Consider the following 17989-nt stretch of genomic DNA (forward strand, 5'->3'; position numbering starts at 1 on the left):
CAAGGCGCCATGATGAAGGTCAAAGGCCTCCGCTGGTACATCGCCGGCCTCCTTTGCTTTGCCTCAGCGCTGAACTACCTCGACCGGCAGACCCTGTCGGTGCTTATTGGCACCATCAAGACCGAACTCCACCTCAGCAACGCTAGTTACGGCCAGATCAATGCGTGGTTTCTCGCCAGCTACGGCGTGATGTATGCCGTCAGCGGTTTCATCATCGACCGCATCGGCACACGGCGCGGGTTCATGCTCTTCGTGTCGGGCTGGTCGGTGGCCAACGTCCTCCACATGTTCGCCGCCACGGTGGGCCAGTTCTCATTCCTCCGCTTCCTGCTGGGCGTCTTCGAGCCGGGCAGTTTTACCGGCGGGGTGAAGGCCGTCGGCGAATGGTTTCCCATGCGTGACCGCGCTTTGGCCGTCGGGATCTTCAACGCAGGCACTGCCATCGGTTCGGTCATCGCCGCGCCTGTGGTGTCAATCCTGGCGGTGCATTGGGGCTGGCGGTCCGCCTTCCTGGTTACGGGCGCGCTGGGCATCGTCTGGCTCATCCCCTGGATGCTATTGTTCAAACAACCCAACCGTCACCCGTTCCTCAGCGATGAGGAACGCCGTTTGATCCTCGATGGCCAGGGCGAGGAACCCGCGAAGCTGCGGCCCCCGCCGCTCATGCGCCTGCTGCGAATGCGCGAAACCTGGGGGTGCATCCTCGTGCGCGCGCTGACCGATCCGATCAGCTACTTCCTCCTGTTCTGGATTCCGCTCTACTTTCAGAAGCAGCACGACTTTGACCTGAAGAAGTTGGCGCTGTTTATGTGGATTCCCTATGCGGCGGCGGCGCTGGGCAACCTTGCGGGCGGCATCATCCCCCGCTTTCTCATCGGCCGGGGCTGGGAGCTCGACGAGGCGCGCAAGCGCACGATGCTCTTTATGACTGGGACGCTCCTGGTCTGTCTGGTCTCGGTGTCGCAGGTCGCGAGCCCGGCGCTGGCGCTGGCCCTCGTGGCGGGCATGACGTTCTGCCACGGCGGCTGGAGCAACATCACGCTGCCGGCGGAGGTGTTCCCGAAGAATGCCATCGCCACTGTTACCGGCCTCGGCGGCGCGCTCGGCTCCTGGGTGGGCGCCCTCGCGATGCTGACCACCGGCCACGCGGTGGACACCTGTGGCTTCACGCCCATTTTCATCGCCTATGCCGTGCTTAACCCGGCGGCGCTGCTGCTGGTGTATGTGCTCATCGGCAAGCTCGGTGTGGTCCGGAATATTGATTAGATCTGACGTTGCTCGGAACCAGGCCCTGCTCCCCCAGGGAGCCTCACCGTATCCTCACCACACCCTCACCGTCTCCACACCGTGGATACAGCCTTGACATCCGCGGCGGATTCCCGCGCCACCTGCCGTCATTCCAGGACTTATGCGAACTCCAGCCCAAAACCGCTGTTGTTTGCGCCCGGATTGGAGTAACCTGCTGCAAACATGTGACTTACCTCGACCAATCGGGCGCTGTTCAGGCGGGGCGTTTCAGGCCCAGCTTTCTGATCCGCGAGAGCAGCGTGGTGGGCTTGACCCCCAGAAGCTCCGCCGCGCCGCCGGCCCCTTTAATCTTCCAACCGGCCTTCTCGAGCACCACGATCAGGTTCTCGCGCTCGCGAGCCCGCAATTCCGCTTCCGTGAGAAACTCGACCCCGGCCCTTGGCGCAGGAGGCGGGTTGGATGCGGCAGGGATTGGCCTGGAATCCGTCACGGGCAAATCAAAATTCAATGGACCGCCACGGGCCAAAATGACCGCGCGCTCGATGATGTTGCGCAACTCCCGGACGTTCCCGGGCCAGTCGTAGTGCTGGAGTTTGGCGACCGCCGCCCGCGTCAGCCGGGGCTGGGGGCATCGCAACTCTCTCGCGGACAACTCGACAAAATGTTGCGCCAGGAGCGGAATGTCATCTTTTCGTTCCCGCAGGGGCGCCACTTGAATCGGGAAAACGTGCAGCCGATAATAGAGGTCCTCCCGAAAGCGGCCCGCCGCCACCGCCTTCTTCAGATCCCGATTGGTCGCCCCGATGATGCGGACATCCGCGTGCCGGGTGCGGTCGTCCCCCACGCGCTCATAGCGTTTCTCCTGCAACACCCGCAGGAGTTTGCCCTGAGTTTCCGGAGGCACCTCGCCGATCTCGTCCAGAAAAAGCGTCCCTCCCTCGGCGGTTTCAAACCGGCCCGCGCGGTCCTTGATGGCGCCGGTAAAAGCGCCCTTGACGTGGCCGAAGAACTCGCTTTCAAAGAGGTCCCTCGGGATGGAGGCGCAATTGACCCGGACGATGGGGTGGTCTTTGCGCCGGCTGCGGCGGTGGATCTCGTACGCCACCAAATCCTTCCCCGTGCCGGTTTCGCCGAGGATGAGGACCGATGCCTCAGTCGGCGCCACCAGGTCAATTTGGCTGACGATCTGTCGCAAGGCGGCGCTTTGGCCGACGAGGTTGCCGAAGGCCTTGGCCTCCACCACCTCCTCCTCCAGATAGGCGTTCTGCAGTTCGAGTTGCGCCTTGAGCCGCTCGATCTCCTCAAAGGCGCGCGCGTTGGCGATGGCGGCGCCAATATGATCGGCAAGGATCCGGCCCCAGGGACGGAATTCCTCCCGTAAATCCTCGCGCGTAAACCCGATCAGGGCGCCCAGGACCTCGCCCTTGAAAATGATCGGGGTGGCGCCGCACCCGCAAATCCGCTCCTGCCGCCACCAGTCGAAGCCGGTCATTTCATCCGGATGTTGGTCCAAGTCCCTCACCAAACGCTGTTGGCCCGTCGCCGCCGCCTCGCCCAGGAAGCCCACCCCCAAGGGCATCCGGGCGTTGAGATCGTCAAAGCGCGGAGCCTCCTGCCCGGGGCCGGCAAGGGAAACCCCTTTGCCCGCCACCAGGTGCAGGCAGCGGGTTTGGTCGGGGCACCCGGGCCGGCGCCGACAAGTGGAACAGAGGTCTCCCGGTTCGATCAGCCAAATCTGCACGCAGGCCATGTGAGGTCGCTCCACCGCGCGACGCACGATCTTCTGCAACAGTTGCTCCAGCGAGTGCTCGTGGGCGATATCCAGCAGGAACTGCGCAGCCAGATTGGGGTCGAACCGGCTATCACTCGTTGATTCCACGGCGATAAAAGCTGCCGGACAACGCCCCCTTCGTCCAATTCAAAACGGGGCCGGCTAGAGGCGCAAAAGGCTGTCTGAGTTCTCCACCGAGGATTACCGGTCCGGGGAGGACGCTGTCTCTTGGCGGTCTTGCCTAACTATTTTGGGATTGATGCACTTACGGTGGATTTGGCCCTTGCCGGGGTTTTGGGTGTAAGTGCTGCAACGACAGTGGGCTGTGTCGAAATGCCCGCGATGTCAAAACTGTACCCACGGTGTGGATACGGTGAGACTCCCTTGGGAGCCGTAATTGGGGCCGGGGGGTTTCAGGCTGCAGCGCCTTCTTCGAAGGCAAAGGCGCCGTAGCCGACTACCCGGCTTCGGGGGCCGGCGGTGTCGCCGGAGGTGCGGAGGTCAAGGGTGCGAACGCGCAGATGGCGATGGCGGGCGACCTCCAGCAGGCCGCGAATGGGGATCCCCCCGCAGGCATGCGTTTCACCAATGTCGGCAGGCCTGAGGGCCTCGATGGCTTTGGCGGTGGCGGAGTCGAGGCTTTGGGCGGTTTGGAGGTCGTTATCGTGGCTGAGGTCGGAGCTGATGACGACGAGAGTCTCGGGGCCTCCCCAGAGGGTCTCCAGGACTTGGGCGATCTCCTCGTTCGTGGCGTGTCCCACGGCGAGCGGGATGAGGCTGAATTTGCCGAGGATAGTCTGGAGGAAGGGGAGTTGCACTTCGATGGAGTGTTCCCGGGCATGCGCCGCGTCCAGCTCGCGGACTTGCGGCCGGGAGCGGACCTGGCGCGTTGCTTCGAGGTCCAGCGGCACCACACCGAGTGGGGTGGCAAAGGCTTCGGCGCCACTCGTGGCCAGACCGTAGAGGGCAACGTAGTGTGACGGGCCGAGGAGAACCACGCGCCGAATGCGCTCGCGTGCGGGGATGAGTTGTGCGTAAGCGGAGGCGGCAATCGGCCCGGAGTAAAGGTAGCCGGCATGAGGCGCGATGAGGGCCTTGGGCGCCGGGCCGGCGGCCGGGGGGGCTTGAGCCAGCAGGCTGTTGATGAGGCCGCGCAGCGCTTCCGGGTCGGCGGGATAAAAACGGCCCGCAACGGCGGGCAGGCGGACGTTGCCGGGCGGGATTGATTCGGACTTTGCCATTCAGTTCATCCTTACGCCGCGCGGCAGGCGGCGGTAGTAATCAGACATGTTCTGGCCGGTGGTGACCTCCGCGGCGCCGGCGGCAGGCCAAATGCCGGGGATGGGTGTGCAACAGTTCGGGCACTTGCCGTCCGCTGTGAGCTTGTATTCACGCACCAGGTAGCCGAAACGGTCTATGAGCTTCTCGCCGCAGCCTGGGCAGTAGGTGTTTTCCCAGCGGCCGACGTGGCCGGGGGCGTTGCCGGCATAGACGAAGCGCAGTCCCTCTTCGGCGCCGATCTCGGCGGCGCGGATGATCTGCGCGGCGGTGGTGTTGGGCGGGTCGGTCAGCTTGTAGTCTTTATGGAAAGCGGTAACGTGCCAGGGGATGTCGCGGCTGATTGAGGCGAGGAAACGGGCAATCTGGCGCAGCTCGGCTTCGCTGTCGTTGAAGCCGGGCACGACGAGAGTGACAACCTCCAGCCACAACCCGCGCTCGAACACCCTGCGGACTCCCTCGGTGACGTGTTCCAGAGTGCCGCCGAGCGTGCGGTAGCGCGTATCGTTGAAGCCTTTCAGGTCAATCTTGTAGGCGACAATCCACGGCCGCAGGAAGTCCAGCGCCTCGGGGGTGGCGTTGCCGTTGGAGACAAAGGCGCAGGCCAGCCCGGCCTCCCTGGCGGCTTGAAAGACGGCGACGGCCCATTCGGCGGTGATCAGGGGTTCGTTGTAGCTGGAGACGACCAGGCGCGCGCGCGCGCGGAGGCCGGTGCGGATGAGCTGTTGCGGCGTGACGGTTTGGATTGGCGCCCGGGCGGCTTGGTCGCGCAGCGCCTGGCTGGTGACCCAGTTCTGGCAGTAGGAACAATGGAAGTCGCAGCCCAGCATGCCGAAGGTCAGGGCATCGGTGCCGGGATAGAGGTGGAAGAAGGGCTTCTTTTCGACCGGGTCGCACTGCACGCCGCTGACGTAGCCAAAAGGCACGCGCAATTGGCCGTCCTGGTTGAATCGGACACGGCAAATGCCATGACGCCCGGCGCCAATGAGACATTGGTGCCCGCAGGCCACGCAGCGGATGCGGTCTCCTTCCGTCCGCCACAGCGAACCAACCGTCGTGTGCCGGGCGAGGGCCTCGGCCAGGGGGTGGCCGGCCGGGCAGGCTTTTGCCGGCACGGCCGGTGCAGCCAGGACGGGTTCTGGCTCAGAATTCGGAGTGGCGCGTGGCATAAGGCCGAGCAAAAGCTCAGGACAATGTTGCGCTGCGGCAATGGGTTGTCAAAGCCCGATAAGGCGGCCTCATTTGGAGCGGGCGGCGGCGGCGCGATAATTGCTTTGAGAATCGCGCCGGCGTTGTATGTTGCAGGGCGGCGCCTCCCAGGTCGCTGGATATGGAGAGGCGGGAATGGTTGCCACTGAGATGCCACGGTCGTTACTCTGGCCCAGTCCGTACAGTGCGTCGTGCCACACTATGCGTAAGGCGAAGCTTGGAAAAACAATTCGAAGCCCGGGGAAACGGGGGCGTGCCGCCACTCCCAAGTCAGTCGTGATGCCTGTGCGCCGCCGCCGGGGCCGCCGCCGCGAGGGGCGGCGTTCCTCGCCGAAGGCATCGCCGCCGAATGCGCAGCAATCGCCCGACGCGGTGAGCGACAAGGCGGGACTGGATTTAATCCAGAAGGTCAAAGACCTCCTCCGCCTCGCCAAGGAGCAGGGCCACCTGACCTACGACGACCTCAACGACGCGTTGCCCGGCGACCTCGTCACCCCTGCGGACCTGGACCAGGTGCTGATCAAACTCCGCACGCTGGACATCGAGATTATTGATGCCGCTGAGGTGGACCGGGGCGGGCGGGCTGAGGCAGACGAGGAGGAAGAGGGCGGCCGCTACGATATTCTGGATGACCCGGTGCGGATGTATCTGCGCCAAATGGGGAAGGTGCCATTGCTGACGCGCGAGCAGGAGGTCGAGATCTGCAAGCGCATCGAGGCAGCCGAAGCGGAAGTGCGCCGCATCATCTACGGCTTTGGTTTCACGGCCAAGGAACACCTGGCCTTGGCGGACAAGCTGCTCGCCGTGCCGCCCAAGGAGCGGTTTGACCGAGTGGTCGTGGACAAGCTCGTGGGCAGCCGCCCGCGGCATCTCAAGTCTATCCGCCACCTGGCGAAGCGTGTCCGCGCCCTGGACATGCAGGCCGACGAGAAGTTCGCCGCGTGGCAGAAAGCGCCGCGGAAAGTCCAGCGCGCGCGGCTGCTCTATCAGTTCCAGCGCTTCAACAAGAAGCTCCAGGCCGCCTTTCCGCGCTTTCGTTTCAAGCAGAAGGTCGTGGACGAGATGACGCTGGTGACCGAGAACATCCGTGACAAGATTCAAACGGGCATGCGGGCCATTGAAGACGCGGAGGCGCAGCACAAGACTACCGCCAAGCAGGCGATCATCCAGTCCGAGCGGGACAAAATCCGCACCCTCGAGCGGTTCGCGCGCATGTCGCAGACCGACTACCTCAAGGCGTGCGCCAGCTTGAACAGCGCCATGGGCCGCGCGCAGGAAGCCAAGACCCAAATGGTCGAGGCCAACCTGCGCCTGGTCATCTCCATCGCCAAGAGATACATCAACCGCGGCCAGTCCTTTCTGGACCTGATCCAGGAAGGCAACGTCGGCCTGATGAAGGGCGTCGAGAAGTTCGAATACCAGCGCGGCTACAAGTTCTCCACCTACGCCACCTGGTGGATTCGCCAGGCCATCACCCGCTGCATTTCCGACCAGGCCCGCACCATCCGCATCCCGGTCCACATGATCGAGATCATCAACCGGCTCTGGCGCGTCCAGAAGCAGCTCATGCAGGAGCTCGGGCGCGAGGCCACCACGGACGAATTGGCCGAAGCTATGGAAATGTCGGTCGAACGCGTGCGCGCGGTCCTGAAGATGGCGCAGCAGCCCGTATCCCTGCAGTCGCCGGTGGGCGACGCCGACGAGACGAATTTCGGCGATCTGATCGAGGACAAGACGGCGGAAAACCCGAGCGACGTCACCAGCTTCCACCTGCTCCGCGGCAAGCTCGGCGAGGTGCTCTACGGCCTGACCGAGCGCGAGCGCAGGATCCTGGAACTCCGCTACGGGTTAAATGACGGGTTCCCGCGCACCCTGGAGGAAGTGGGACGGCAGTACGATGTCACCCGCGAGCGCATCCGTCAGATCGAGGCCAAGGCGTTGCGCAAACTACGCCACCCGAGCCGCAAGCGCAAGCTCGACGGATTTCTGGAATCCACCGCCGGGCGAAATCCCGGTTGACGCCATGGCCCAAATTGTTGTGCTGGACGGATTCACGTTGAATCCCGGCGACCTGGATTGGACGGAGCTTGCTTCCCTGGGACCTTGCGATATTCATGATCGCACCTCGCCGGCTGAACTCCTGCGCCGCGCGGCTGGCGCCGAAATCCTGCTGACCAACAAGACCGTGCTGACCGGCGAGGACATCCGGCGCTTGCCTCGCCTCAAGTACATCGGCGTGCTGGCCACCGGCACCAATGTCGTGGACCTCGTTGCCGCCCGGGCGCGCGGCATACCGGTAACCAATGTGCCCACGTACGGCACCAGGTCCGTCGCGCAGATGACTTTTGCGCTGTTGCTGGAGCTCGCCCACCACGCCGGGCACCACGCGCAAACGGTCCGGGAGGGCCGCTGGACCCGCAGCGCCGACTTCTGCTACTGGGATTTTCCGCTCGTCGAGCTGGAGGGGCTTACACTTGGCATCGTTGGTTTCGGCCGCATTGGCCGGGCGGTGGCGGACCTGGCTTCGGCCTTTGGGCTGAAGGTGCTGGCCGCAGACCCCGCCGCGGTTTCCACTCCGCCCTTCGTTCGCCTGGTTCACCTGGATGCTCTCTTTCGCGAGAGCGACATCGTCAGCCTGCATTGCCCTCTGACACCGGAAACCGCCCGGATCGTCAATGCCCACAGCCTGGCTCTGCTGAAGCCTGGCGCGTTCCTGATTAATACCAGCCGCGGTCCCCTCGTGGACGAGTTGGCGCTGGCTGATGCCCTCAACTCCGGCCGCCTCGCCGGCGCCGCCCTGGACGTGCTTTCCACCGAACCTCCGGCGGCGGACAATCCGCTGCTCACCGCGCGCAATTGCCTCATCACCCCGCACCTGGCCTGGGCCACGCGCGCCGCCCGCTCGCGGCTGATGCAGATCGCCGTCGAAAACGTCCGCGCCTTTCTGCAGGGCAAACCGCAGAACCTGGTGAATTGATGCTCCCCGGCGCGGGGCGAGCGGCCCGCGGCGGAATCCGGCTCCGGACTTGGTATTTCAGGGAAGTTGGTGCATGTTGTGGGCTCATGCAGTTCATTCGCGATATCTACGCCGCCGGGCGCGCCGCCGGGCGGCCGGTGATTTCTTTCGAGTTCTTCCCCCCCAAGACGGACGAAGGCGACTGCAACCTGCTTGAAAAGACCATCCCGGCTTTGCTGCAGACCCGGCCGGACTACTGCTCAGTCACCTACGGCGCCGGCGGCAGCACGCGCGAGAAGACCCTCATGATCGTGGACCGCATTCAAGGACAGCACGAGCTGACCGCCGTGGCCCATTTGACCTGCGTATCCGCCACTAAAGAGCAGCTTCAGGATTTGCTGGCCCAAATCCGTGCCTTGGGGGTCAGGAATCTCCTGGCGCTGCGCGGCGATCCGCCGGGCGGCGGCGAATTCCAGCCTGTCTCCGGCGGCTTCCAATTCGCCAGCCAGTTAGTTCGCTTCATTCGTGAACAAGGCGATTTCAGCATCGGTGTCGCGGGCTTTCCCGAGGGCCATCTTGCCTGCCGGGAGGGGAAACTTGCCGATTGGCAGCACCTTAAGAACAAGGTCGAGGCCGGCGCGGACTTCGTGCTCACCCAACTGTTCTTCGACAACGCCGACTTCCTCCAGTTCCGCGATCACCTGACCCGCCGGCTCGGCGTCAACGTGCCGATTGTGCCGGGCATCGTCTCCATCCTGAGCGCCGCGCAGATAAAGCGTTTCACGGCCATGTGTGGCGCGCGCATTCCCGCCCCCCTCGCCGCCGAACTCGAGGCGCTGGGCGATGACGATTCCGCGGTGGCCCAATACGGCATCGAGTATGCCACCCGGCAATGCCAGGAGCTGCTCCGCGAGGGCGTGCCCGGGATTCACTTCTACACGCTCAACAAATCGGCCGCCACGGTCCGCATCCTGAAGAATCTCGGGCTGGCGCCGCAACCGGTTGCGCCCGTCGCCTCGCGGTGACCGGTTTCACCCGCGCCAATTTCGCGCGGGAAGCGATTCGCGTTTCTACTTTGGCGTTGCATAACGCCACGATTGTTCTTAAAGTGGGGAAAAGGCCGCAGCGCGAAAGGACATTATGTATTTCGGCGTAGACTATCATCCCGAACAGTGGGTTTACCCCTATGGCGGAACCAGCGAGAATCCCGAGGCCGCTTGGGAACGCGACGTCGAGCTGATGCAGACTGCGGGGATCAATGTCGTGCGCATCGGCGAGTTCACCTGGGGCCTTTGCCAGCCGGAAGAGAACAAATTCGACTTCGCATGGCTCCAGCGGGTGATGGACCTGCTCGGCAAGGCGGGAATCAAAGTCGTGCTGGCGACCCCCACCGCCGCCCCGCCCATCTGGCTGGCCCGGAAGCATCCGGAGATTCTGCCCGTGGATGAGCGCGGGCTGATCAAGCGGGAAGGCACGCGCCGGGCCGTTTGCCTGAACAGCGATGTGTTCTGGGACTGCTCCAAACGCATCGTCGAGAACATGGCCAAGGCGCTTGGCCAGCATCCCCAGCTCATCGCCTGGCAGATTGACAACGGCCTGGGGGGCAATTTCACCGAGGCCTCCTTCAATGAGGACGCTCGCCGGGACTGGCACCTGTGGCTGGAGGCCAAATACGAGACTATCGAGCGGCTCAACCAGCGCCTGGGCCTGCGGCACTGGGGGCAGGTCGTCAGGAATTGGCGGGAGGTGCCCATGCCGATGGCCGCGCCGGCGGTCCATAACCCGGCGCTGGTGTTGGACTGGTGCCGGTTCTGCAGCGACACCATTGTGCAGTTCGTCAGGATGCAGGCCGACCTGCTCCACCAACTGACGCCAAACCGCCCCGTCACGACCAACTTGCGCCCGCTGCTCCACCGATTCGACCACTTCGACTTGGCCGAGGTCATTGATTTTGTCTCCATTGAGGGCCGGGCCGCCCTCCGGCCCAAATCAGCGGAGCTGGCCTGCGAGATTGACATGCTGCGCTCGCTCAAGAAGTCCGGCATCCGGACGCCCGAAGGAAGCACAGGCTTCTGGGTGATGGAGCAAAAGGCGGGCAACGTCACCTGGCAGGAGGTGAATTCGCTTGTGCGCCCCGGGGTGCTGCGGATGTTCACCTACCAGTTGGTCTCCCGGGGAGCCACGGCCATTGTCTTCTTCCGCTGGCGCCAGCCGCGGTTCGGCAGTGAGAAATTCCACGGTGCGGTCCTGCCGCACAGCGCCCGGCCCACCTCCCGGATATTCAAGGAAGTGGCGCAACTGGGCGACGAGATGAAGCTGCTTGCCCCGGCCCTCAAAGGGACGCGCGTGCAGGCCGAGGTTTGCATCCTCTACAGCCATGACAATGACTGGGCGTTGCAGCAGCCAATGCAGCCGAATAAGTTCTTCAGTCTGCGCGAGCACATCCAGCTCTTCTACAATGCGCTGCACGACCGGAATATCCCCGTGGATTTCGCCCGGCCGACGGAGGACCTCTCGCGCTACAAGCTGGTCTTTGCGCCGTCCCTGTACCTGCTCTCCGGCGGAGAGGCCGACCGGCTGAAGCTCTACGTTCAGAACGGCGGCACGCTGGTCGCCACGTTCAACACCGGCCTGGTGGACGAACACAACATCGCCCCGGACACCGGCTATCCGCACGACCTGACGGACTTGTTCGGCCTCGAAGTGCTGGAATTCGACCAGTTGCCGCCCGGCGAGGAAAACCACCTCACCTTCAAGGGCAACTTTCCCGCCAGCCACATGCACCCGGCCAGGTTGTGGTGCGACGTCATCGAGCCCAAGGACTGCCAGGTGCTCGCCACTTTCGCGAAGGATTTCTACGCCAACCGCCCGGCGATGACTCTGCACACCTTCGGCGATGGCAAGGCCATCTACATCGGCACGCAGAGCCACCAGCATTTCTACAACGACCTGGTGCTCTGGCTGCGCCAAATGTGCAACCTCCACCCACTGCTCAAAGTCCCCGACAACGTCGAGGTGAGCCTGCGCGAGAATGAGGATGCGAAGGTCTTCTTCCTGCTAAATCACCAGTCCGCGCCGCTGCGCGTGCAGTTCCACAAGCCGATGCACGATTGCCTCACCGGCAACACATTCTCCGGCAACTACGATCTGCCGCCGCACGGCGTGCTGGTGCTGGATGAGCATCGGGAAGGCGAACCCCCGGAGACTAAAGCCTGACCCGATGCCGCCCCCTCCGCCTCGCCACATCCCGCCGCTGGGCCCGGGAAAAGTGACGCCCCGCCAGCGTGTCGTCGCCCAGTGGCGCGGCCTGGACCTCGCGCCGCTCGAACGGGCGAAAGCCCTGCGCGCCCAGCCGGCGAGCGCCATCATGCCGCGGGTTCTTTCCGGGATGCGCATGGACCACCGCCGGGCCGAAGCCGAGATTGTCAAGGTCTGGAATGGGCTTTTGGATCCCACCATCGTCGCTCACGCCCAGCCGGCCGGCCTGCACAAAGGCACCTTGTTCGTCGCGGTGGACAGCAGTGTCTGGCTGAGCGAGATCGTCCGGTATCGCCGCAAAGAGATCCTGGAGCGCCTGCAGCACAGCTTCGGGCGGGACTTCATCCGAAAGATATCCTTCAGGCTGGGCTGAAGGTTTGCCGCGGCAAAGCTGCCGCGCGCTGTCCAAATTCTGGACAGTAATACTGTTTGCCTGCTTTCTCCAGTTTCCGCTGTTCCCGTCCCCTTTGGCTTGGGTTTACGGCGGCGGCACGGTGGTGCCCCGGTGTGTATCCCATGGGGAGCGCTCCCCATGGGATACACACCGGGGCCGGACCGCACTAACATGCCATCGTCCAGCCAGCCGCCGGCCGGTGCCAGCGTGCGGGTGCCGCCCGCCCGGCGGGGGTGCTCGAGGCAGGAAGAGGGGTGCGAGGGGACGAATTGCTATCGGTGTCCACCGGAAACCAGCGAAGTACCAGGGGTTTTGTGTTCCCTCGCTCCGGTCTCGCAAGGCTGGGAGATTCGCGCTACGGTCTGGCGCATGAGTTCCCGATGTGTGGCGGTGGCGGGCGGCGGGGCGGCCGGCTTCTTTGCCGCGATCACTTGCGCGGAAGCCACGCCCGGCCTCGAGGTGGTCTTGCTCGAACGGGGGCCCCGGTTTCTTTCCAAGGTCCGCATTTCGGGCGGCGGGCGGTGCAACGTCACCCACGCCTGCTTCGACCCACGTGAGTTTGCCGCCCATTATCCACGCGGCGGGCAGGCGCTGATCGCCCCGTTCAAGACTTTTCAAGCGAGCGATACCGTAGGGTGGTTTGAGGCCCGAGGCGTACAGCTCAAGACGGAGCAGGATGGTCGTATGTTCCCGGCGACCGACACGTCGCAGACGATACTCGACTGCCTGGTGGGCGCGGCCAGGGCAACCGGCGTGAAGCTGATCGCGAACTGCGGTGTCGAGCGCGTGGCAAGAGGCTCGGAAGGCGGGTTCGAGTTGCAATTGTCCGACGGCAGCACGCTGAACTGTGCTCGTTTGCTGCTGGCGACGGGCGGATGCCGCGTCCCGGCGCTGGGACAGTTGGCGGTGTCACTCGGCCACACCTTGGAGCCCCCCGTGCCGTCGTTGTTCACTTTCCACCTCGAAACACCGTGGATACGGGAGTTGGCCGGGGTATCAGTCGAGGCGGTGGAAGCATCGGTGCCGGGGACGGGATTGCGCGCGCGCGGGGCATTGCTGCTGACGCACTGGGGAGTTAGCGGACCCGCAATTCTCCGTCTGTCGGCGTGGGGGGCGCGAGAGCTGCATGATTGCGGCTATCGGTTCCCGCTTCGAGTGAATTGGCTGCCCCACCTCCCCGCGGAAGCCCTCGCCGGCGGGCTCCAGTCGCGCCGGAATGCCCAACCCGCGCGGCTGGTGGTGAACGCGCCGATAGCACCACTGTCTGCCCGCCTCTGGGAGCGGCTTGTTCGCGCGGCGGGAATTCCGGGCGACACGCGCTGGGCCGATCTCTCCCGCACCGCGCGGCATGCGCTGGTCCAACAACTCCAGCGCACCGAGTTGGCAGTGGCCGGCAAGAGCCTTAACCAGGATGAGTTTGTCACTTGCGGCGGGGTGCGCCTCGGCGAGGTGAACTTCAAGACGATGGAAAGCCGCCTCTGTCCGGGACTCCACCTTGCGGGCGAGTTGCTGGACATTGACGGCCTGACTGGCGGCTTTAACTTCCAGGCGGCCTGGACCACGGGCTGGCTTGCCGGTCAGGCCCTGGCATCGCCCTCCTGATGGGCTCGCGCAACCGGCTCGAGGGGCGAGCAAGGTCAGGCTGACAACCACGCGTGGGCGTTCGGCGCCAGCACCAGCGGGACGGCCAGCGCCCCGGCATTCGGCGAGGTCTGGACTTCCGGAAGCCCGTTGGTTTTGGCCATATTGAGGGCGTCAGATGAAACCGATTACACTGCTGATACTCGCCGCACTGCTGCCGGCGCTGCCGGCTGCGCTCCAGGGCGCCGATGCCGCGCGGCCCAACATCCTGTGGCTTTCCTGTGAGGACACCTCGCCCTGGCTCGGTTTCTGCGGCGAGAAGTATGCCAGCACCCCAACCCTGGACCGGCTCGCGCGCGGCGGCGTGCATTACAACAACGCCTTCGCCACCGCTCCCGTTTGCTCCCCGTCGCGCTTTGCGATCATCACCGGCTGTTACGCCACGACCTATGGCACCCAGCGGCTCAGGTCGCGGTTTCCCGTGCCCCACCGGATCGAAGGATTCCCCGCCTTTCTGCGCCACGCCGGCTATTACTGCTCGAACAACACCAAGACCGATTACAACACCCGGGCGCAAGAGCGCATCATCTCCGCCGCGTGGAACGAATGCAGCGGTCGGGCCCACTGGCGCAACCGCAAGCCGGGCCAGCCCTTTTTCGCCGTGTTCAACCTGACGGAGACGCACCAGGGGCAGGTCTTTGAGAGTGCGCCGCCCAAACTCGCGGCGTCCCAGCGGCACGACCCGTCGCGGGCGCCCTTGCCGCCGTACTACCCGGACACACCGACGGCGCGCCGCACCATCGCGCGGGTGCATGATTGTATCAGCGCGATGGACCAACACGCCGGCGAAATCCTGGCCGAACTGGAGCGCGACGGGCTTCGGGACGATACGATCGTCTTTTTCTGGCCCGATCACGGCCAGGGCATCCCGCGTGGCAAACGCACCCTGTGGGACACGGGCCTGAAGATCCCGCTGGTGGTGTATTTCCCGGAGAAGTACCTCCACCTCGCCCCCGCCGCAGCGGGGAGCGTCTGTGACCGGATGGTGAGTTTGGTAGACCTTGGCCCGACCCTGCTCAGCTTGCTCGAACTGCCGATCCCGGCGCACATGCAAGGGCGCGCCTTTCTCGGCAAGGCCTCGGCCGCGCCACGCGAATACGTCTTTGGCGCGCGCGACCGGGTGGACGAGGCGCTGGAACTCTGCCGGTCAATTCGCGACCCGCGCTACCTCTACCTGCGCAGTTACATGCCCCACCTGTCGTGGAACCAGCCCGAGGCTTACTCCGACCAGCTCGCACTGCGCCGCGAGATCACCCGCCTGGCGGCGGAGGGCAAACTCAACGCGCCGCAGCTCACTTACGCCGGACCGTGCAAGCCGGTCGAAGCGCTCTACGACAGCGAGAAGGACCCCTGGCAGATACGCAACCTCGCCGACGATCCGGCTTCGCGGCCCGTGCTGGAACGGATGCGCAAGGCGTTGCGCGACTGGCAGATTGAGACGCGCGATTTGGGTTTCATCCATGAATGGCAGGCGGAGATGATGTGCGCCGCCGGGCTGCCCATGAGCAAAGCCGCGCATTCGGACAAAGATTACCCTTTGGAGCGAGTGCTGGACACGGCGGATCGTGTTGGCCGTCCGGGGCAGGCCTCGGAGTTCATCCGCCGGTTGTCCGATGCTGATCCCACCGTGCGTTACTGGGCTGCTAACGGATTGCGCTCGGCGGGCCGGGAAGCGGCCGCGGGCAAGGATGCCTTGCGCAAGGCTCTGGCGGACGAGTCCGTGCCGGTCCGCGTGGAAGCGGCCGGTGTCTTGGTGGCGCAGTTCTCGGACGGTGAGGCGCTCCAGGTGCTGACGAAACTGCTTCAGGACCCCAGCTACATCGCGGCGACGCATGCCGCGCGCACCCTGGAGCTCCTCGGCGAGAAAGCGCGGCCAGCCGTGCCGGCCATGCTAGAAGCGTTGGCCGCCAATCCACAGGCTTATGTTCGCAACAGCCTGAGCGAAGGGTTGCGCGCTCTCGGCCTGGAGGTGGACTCCGGGAATCGGCCCGGCAAGAAGAAAGGGCGCTAGTCGAAGGGACCGGCAACCAGAGGGTGCCTAAAGAAATGTTTGCGATCGTCCGCTGTCCAAAACACTCTTGCGCCATGAAGCTGTTGTTTTGTCCGGCAGTTATCCTGCTTGTTGCCTTCACGCTGCCAGCCGCTGTTTCAACCCCGCCGTCGGTTGCGGACCGGGCCTCCCGGAATGACCAGGCGTTATCGGATTACTTCCACGCCGAAACGGCGGCGCTTGCCCAGCGCTGCCTGGCCGACATCCGTTCCCTCAAAGACTGGGAGGCGCGGCGCGGCGAATACCGGCGGCAGTTGGCGGAGATGCTGGGCCTTTGGCCCGCGCTGGAGCGGACGGACTTGAACCCGGTTATCACCGGAAAACTGGAGCAAGCCGACTTCACGGTGGAGAAGCTCCATTTTCAGGCGCTGCCGAAACTGTATGTCACGGCCAACCTGTATCTGCCGAAGAAGCTGGACGCGCCCGCGCCGGGAATTCTCTACGCTTGCGGCCACAGCCGGTCGTTCACAAACGGGGCAAGCTGTGGCAACAAGACGGGCTACCAGCACCACGGCGCCTGGTTTGCCCGCAATGGCTACGTCTGCCTGTTGATTGACACGGTGCAGTTGGGCGAAATCCAGGGCTGCCATCGCGGCACCTACAGCGATGGGCGGTGGTGGTGGAATTCGCGCGGCTACACGCCAGCCGGCATCGAGGCCTGGTTCGGCATTCGGGCGCTGGATTACCTCTGCTCCCGGCCGGAGGTGGACAAGGAGCGTCTCGGCATGACGGGGCGCTCGGGCGGCGGGGCTTACACCTGGACCGTCGCGGCGCTGGATGACCGCGTCAAGGTCGCCGCGCCCATCGCGGGGATCACTGACCTGCGCAATCAGGTCGTGGACGGCTGCGTCGAGGGACATTGCGATTGCATGTTCCACGTGAACACTTACCGGTGGGACCTGCCTCAAGTGGCGGCCCTGATCGCGCCGCGCCCGTTGTTGATCGGGAATTCGGACAAGGACAAGATCTTCCCGCTGGACGGCGTGGTGCGGGTTCACCAGCAGACCCGGCGCATCTACGATCTCTACAACCAGCCCAACCATCTTGGCTTGCTCATCACCGAGGGCCCGCACGAGGACACGCAGGACCTGCAGGTGCCGGTCTTCCGCTGGTTCAACCGGTTTCTCAAAGGCCAGGACCCGCTCATCGAGATGGCCGCCACGAAGTGCTTCACGCCGGACCAGCTCCGGGTCTTTGACAAGCTGCCCGCGGACGAGGTGAACACCAGGGTGGACGAAATCTTTGTGCCGAAGGCGGCGCCGCTTCGCCCGGCAGCGAGCAAGGCGCAAGCCGGCCAACAGCGAGCCGATTATGTCGAGGCGCTGCGCGGGAAGGTGTTCGGCGGCTGGCCGGCCGAGCGCAGCGCGATCAATCCGCAGTTGGAGGATCTATCCGGCAGCGGCGGTCTCCGCGTTCGGGCCTGCCGGTTGAACATCCAGACCGGGGTGAGCCCTTGGCTCTGGACGTTGCAGGACCCCAAGGTGAAGCGGCCAGAAAAGGTCTTGCTAACGGTGCTGGATGCGGAGGGTTGGACCAATTCACCGGCCAGGTGGCTCTGGCTGGGCGGCGGGACGCCCGAGGCACAGGCGAGTTTGCGGCGGGAAATGCAGGCCGGGAAACTGGCGCTGGCGTTCTTTGCGCCGCGCGAAGTCGAGCCCGCGCGGTGGCAAGCCGAAAAGAAGCGGGCCAACCAGGTGCGGCGCCGCTACATGCTCCTGGGGCAGACGCTCGACGGCATGAGGGTGTGGGACATCCAGTGCGCGGCACGGGCGCTCAAGGCGCTGCCCGAGTTCAAGCAGACCCCGCTCTGCCTTCGAGCGAACAAACAGATGGGAGTAAACGCGGCTTACGCGGCTTTATTCGAGCCGGGGATTGAGAAGCTGGAGCTGAAAGAGCTGCCGGCCTCGCAGAACGAGGGGCCGGATTATCTCAATGTGCTGAAGGTGGGCGACCTCCCGCAGGTGCTGGAATTGTTGGGCAAACGGGCGGATGCGGGACACCCATGATGATCCCTGGGAGACCCCCTCGGCAAGGCGGCTTCTTGTTTGAAACGGGGGCTTGACGAACCGTGGATCGTTTACTAGATTTGCCGCAATGTTAATGAACATTCGACAAGTTGCTTTGGTTTTGGTCGTCGTAGTCGGCGACGCCGTAGGCGCTTGTCGAAGGTAAGTTGAGTTTCGA

The 17989-nt window shown here is 64.5% G+C and carries 12 protein-coding genes; 9 read left to right on the top strand and 3 right to left on the bottom strand.

Features of this window, described 5'->3' with window-relative positions; all coding sequences use genetic code 11:
* Positions 1 to 9 precede the first annotated feature (9 nt).
* The gene (locus tag P5205_03645) at positions 10 to 1266 is read left to right on the top strand and encodes an MFS transporter (protein HSA09442.1); all 1257 of its coding nucleotides are present in this window, start codon (positions 10 to 12) and stop codon (positions 1264 to 1266) included.
* Between the two features lie 235 nt (positions 1267 to 1501).
* Here the strand turns inward: P5205_03645 and P5205_03650 are convergent, their stop codons facing one another.
* The 3 genes from P5205_03650 to amrS form a co-directional block, all read right to left on the bottom strand.
* Entirely contained in the window at positions 1502 to 3127 is a 1626-nt protein-coding gene (locus P5205_03650; GenBank protein HSA09443.1) for a sigma 54-interacting transcriptional regulator, read from the bottom strand.
* 305 nt (positions 3128 to 3432) lie between these two features.
* Positions 3433 to 4260 (bottom strand): AmmeMemoRadiSam system protein B, encoded by an 828-nt coding sequence (gene amrB, locus P5205_03655; GenBank protein ID HSA09444.1) that lies wholly within the window; start codon positions 4258 to 4260, stop codon positions 3433 to 3435.
* Complete coding sequence (gene amrS, locus P5205_03660; protein ID HSA09445.1) at positions 4261 to 5466, bottom strand: AmmeMemoRadiSam system radical SAM enzyme; 1206 nt, start codon at positions 5464 to 5466, stop codon at positions 4261 to 4263.
* Between the two features lie 241 nt (positions 5467 to 5707).
* On the opposite strand from amrS, the gene rpoD reads away from it, so the two are divergent.
* The 8 genes from rpoD (at position 5708) to P5205_03700 (ending at position 17811) form a co-directional block, all read left to right on the top strand.
* A complete protein-coding gene (gene rpoD / locus P5205_03665; protein HSA09446.1) occupies positions 5708 to 7525 on the top strand; it encodes an RNA polymerase sigma factor RpoD in 1818 nt (605 codons plus the stop codon).
* A gap of 4 nt (positions 7526 to 7529) precedes the next feature.
* Entirely contained in the window at positions 7530 to 8483 is a 954-nt protein-coding gene (locus tag P5205_03670; GenBank protein HSA09447.1) for a D-2-hydroxyacid dehydrogenase, read from the top strand.
* An 86-nt stretch (positions 8484 to 8569) separates the two neighbouring features.
* Positions 8570 to 9487 (top strand): methylenetetrahydrofolate reductase [NAD(P)H], encoded by a 918-nt coding sequence (gene metF, locus P5205_03675; GenBank protein ID HSA09448.1) that lies wholly within the window; start codon positions 8570 to 8572, stop codon positions 9485 to 9487.
* Between the two features lie 115 nt (positions 9488 to 9602).
* A complete protein-coding gene (locus P5205_03680) occupies positions 9603 to 11678 on the top strand; it encodes a beta-galactosidase (GenBank protein HSA09449.1) in 2076 nt (691 codons plus the stop codon).
* 4 nt (positions 11679 to 11682) lie between these two features.
* Positions 11683 to 12093, top strand: a complete 411-nt coding sequence (locus P5205_03685; GenBank protein HSA09450.1) for a DUF721 domain-containing protein — start codon at positions 11683 to 11685, stop codon at positions 12091 to 12093.
* 390 nt (positions 12094 to 12483) lie between these two features.
* Entirely contained in the window at positions 12484 to 13716 is a 1233-nt protein-coding gene (locus tag P5205_03690) for an NAD(P)/FAD-dependent oxidoreductase (protein HSA09451.1), read from the top strand.
* A gap of 157 nt (positions 13717 to 13873) precedes the next feature.
* Positions 13874 to 15766 (top strand): sulfatase-like hydrolase/transferase, encoded by a 1893-nt coding sequence (locus P5205_03695; GenBank protein ID HSA09452.1) that lies wholly within the window; start codon positions 13874 to 13876, stop codon positions 15764 to 15766.
* A gap of 74 nt (positions 15767 to 15840) precedes the next feature.
* Positions 15841 to 17811 carry an acetylxylan esterase gene (locus P5205_03700; GenBank protein ID HSA09453.1) on the top strand — a complete coding sequence of 657 codons (1971 nt, stop codon included), beginning with the start codon at positions 15841 to 15843 and terminating at the stop codon, positions 17809 to 17811.
* The last annotated feature ends 178 nt before the right edge of the window (positions 17812 to 17989 follow it).

The sequence above is a fragment of the Candidatus Paceibacterota bacterium genome, assembly GCA_035452965.1.
Lineage (GTDB): Bacteria > Verrucomicrobiota > Verrucomicrobiia > Limisphaerales > UBA8199 > UBA8199.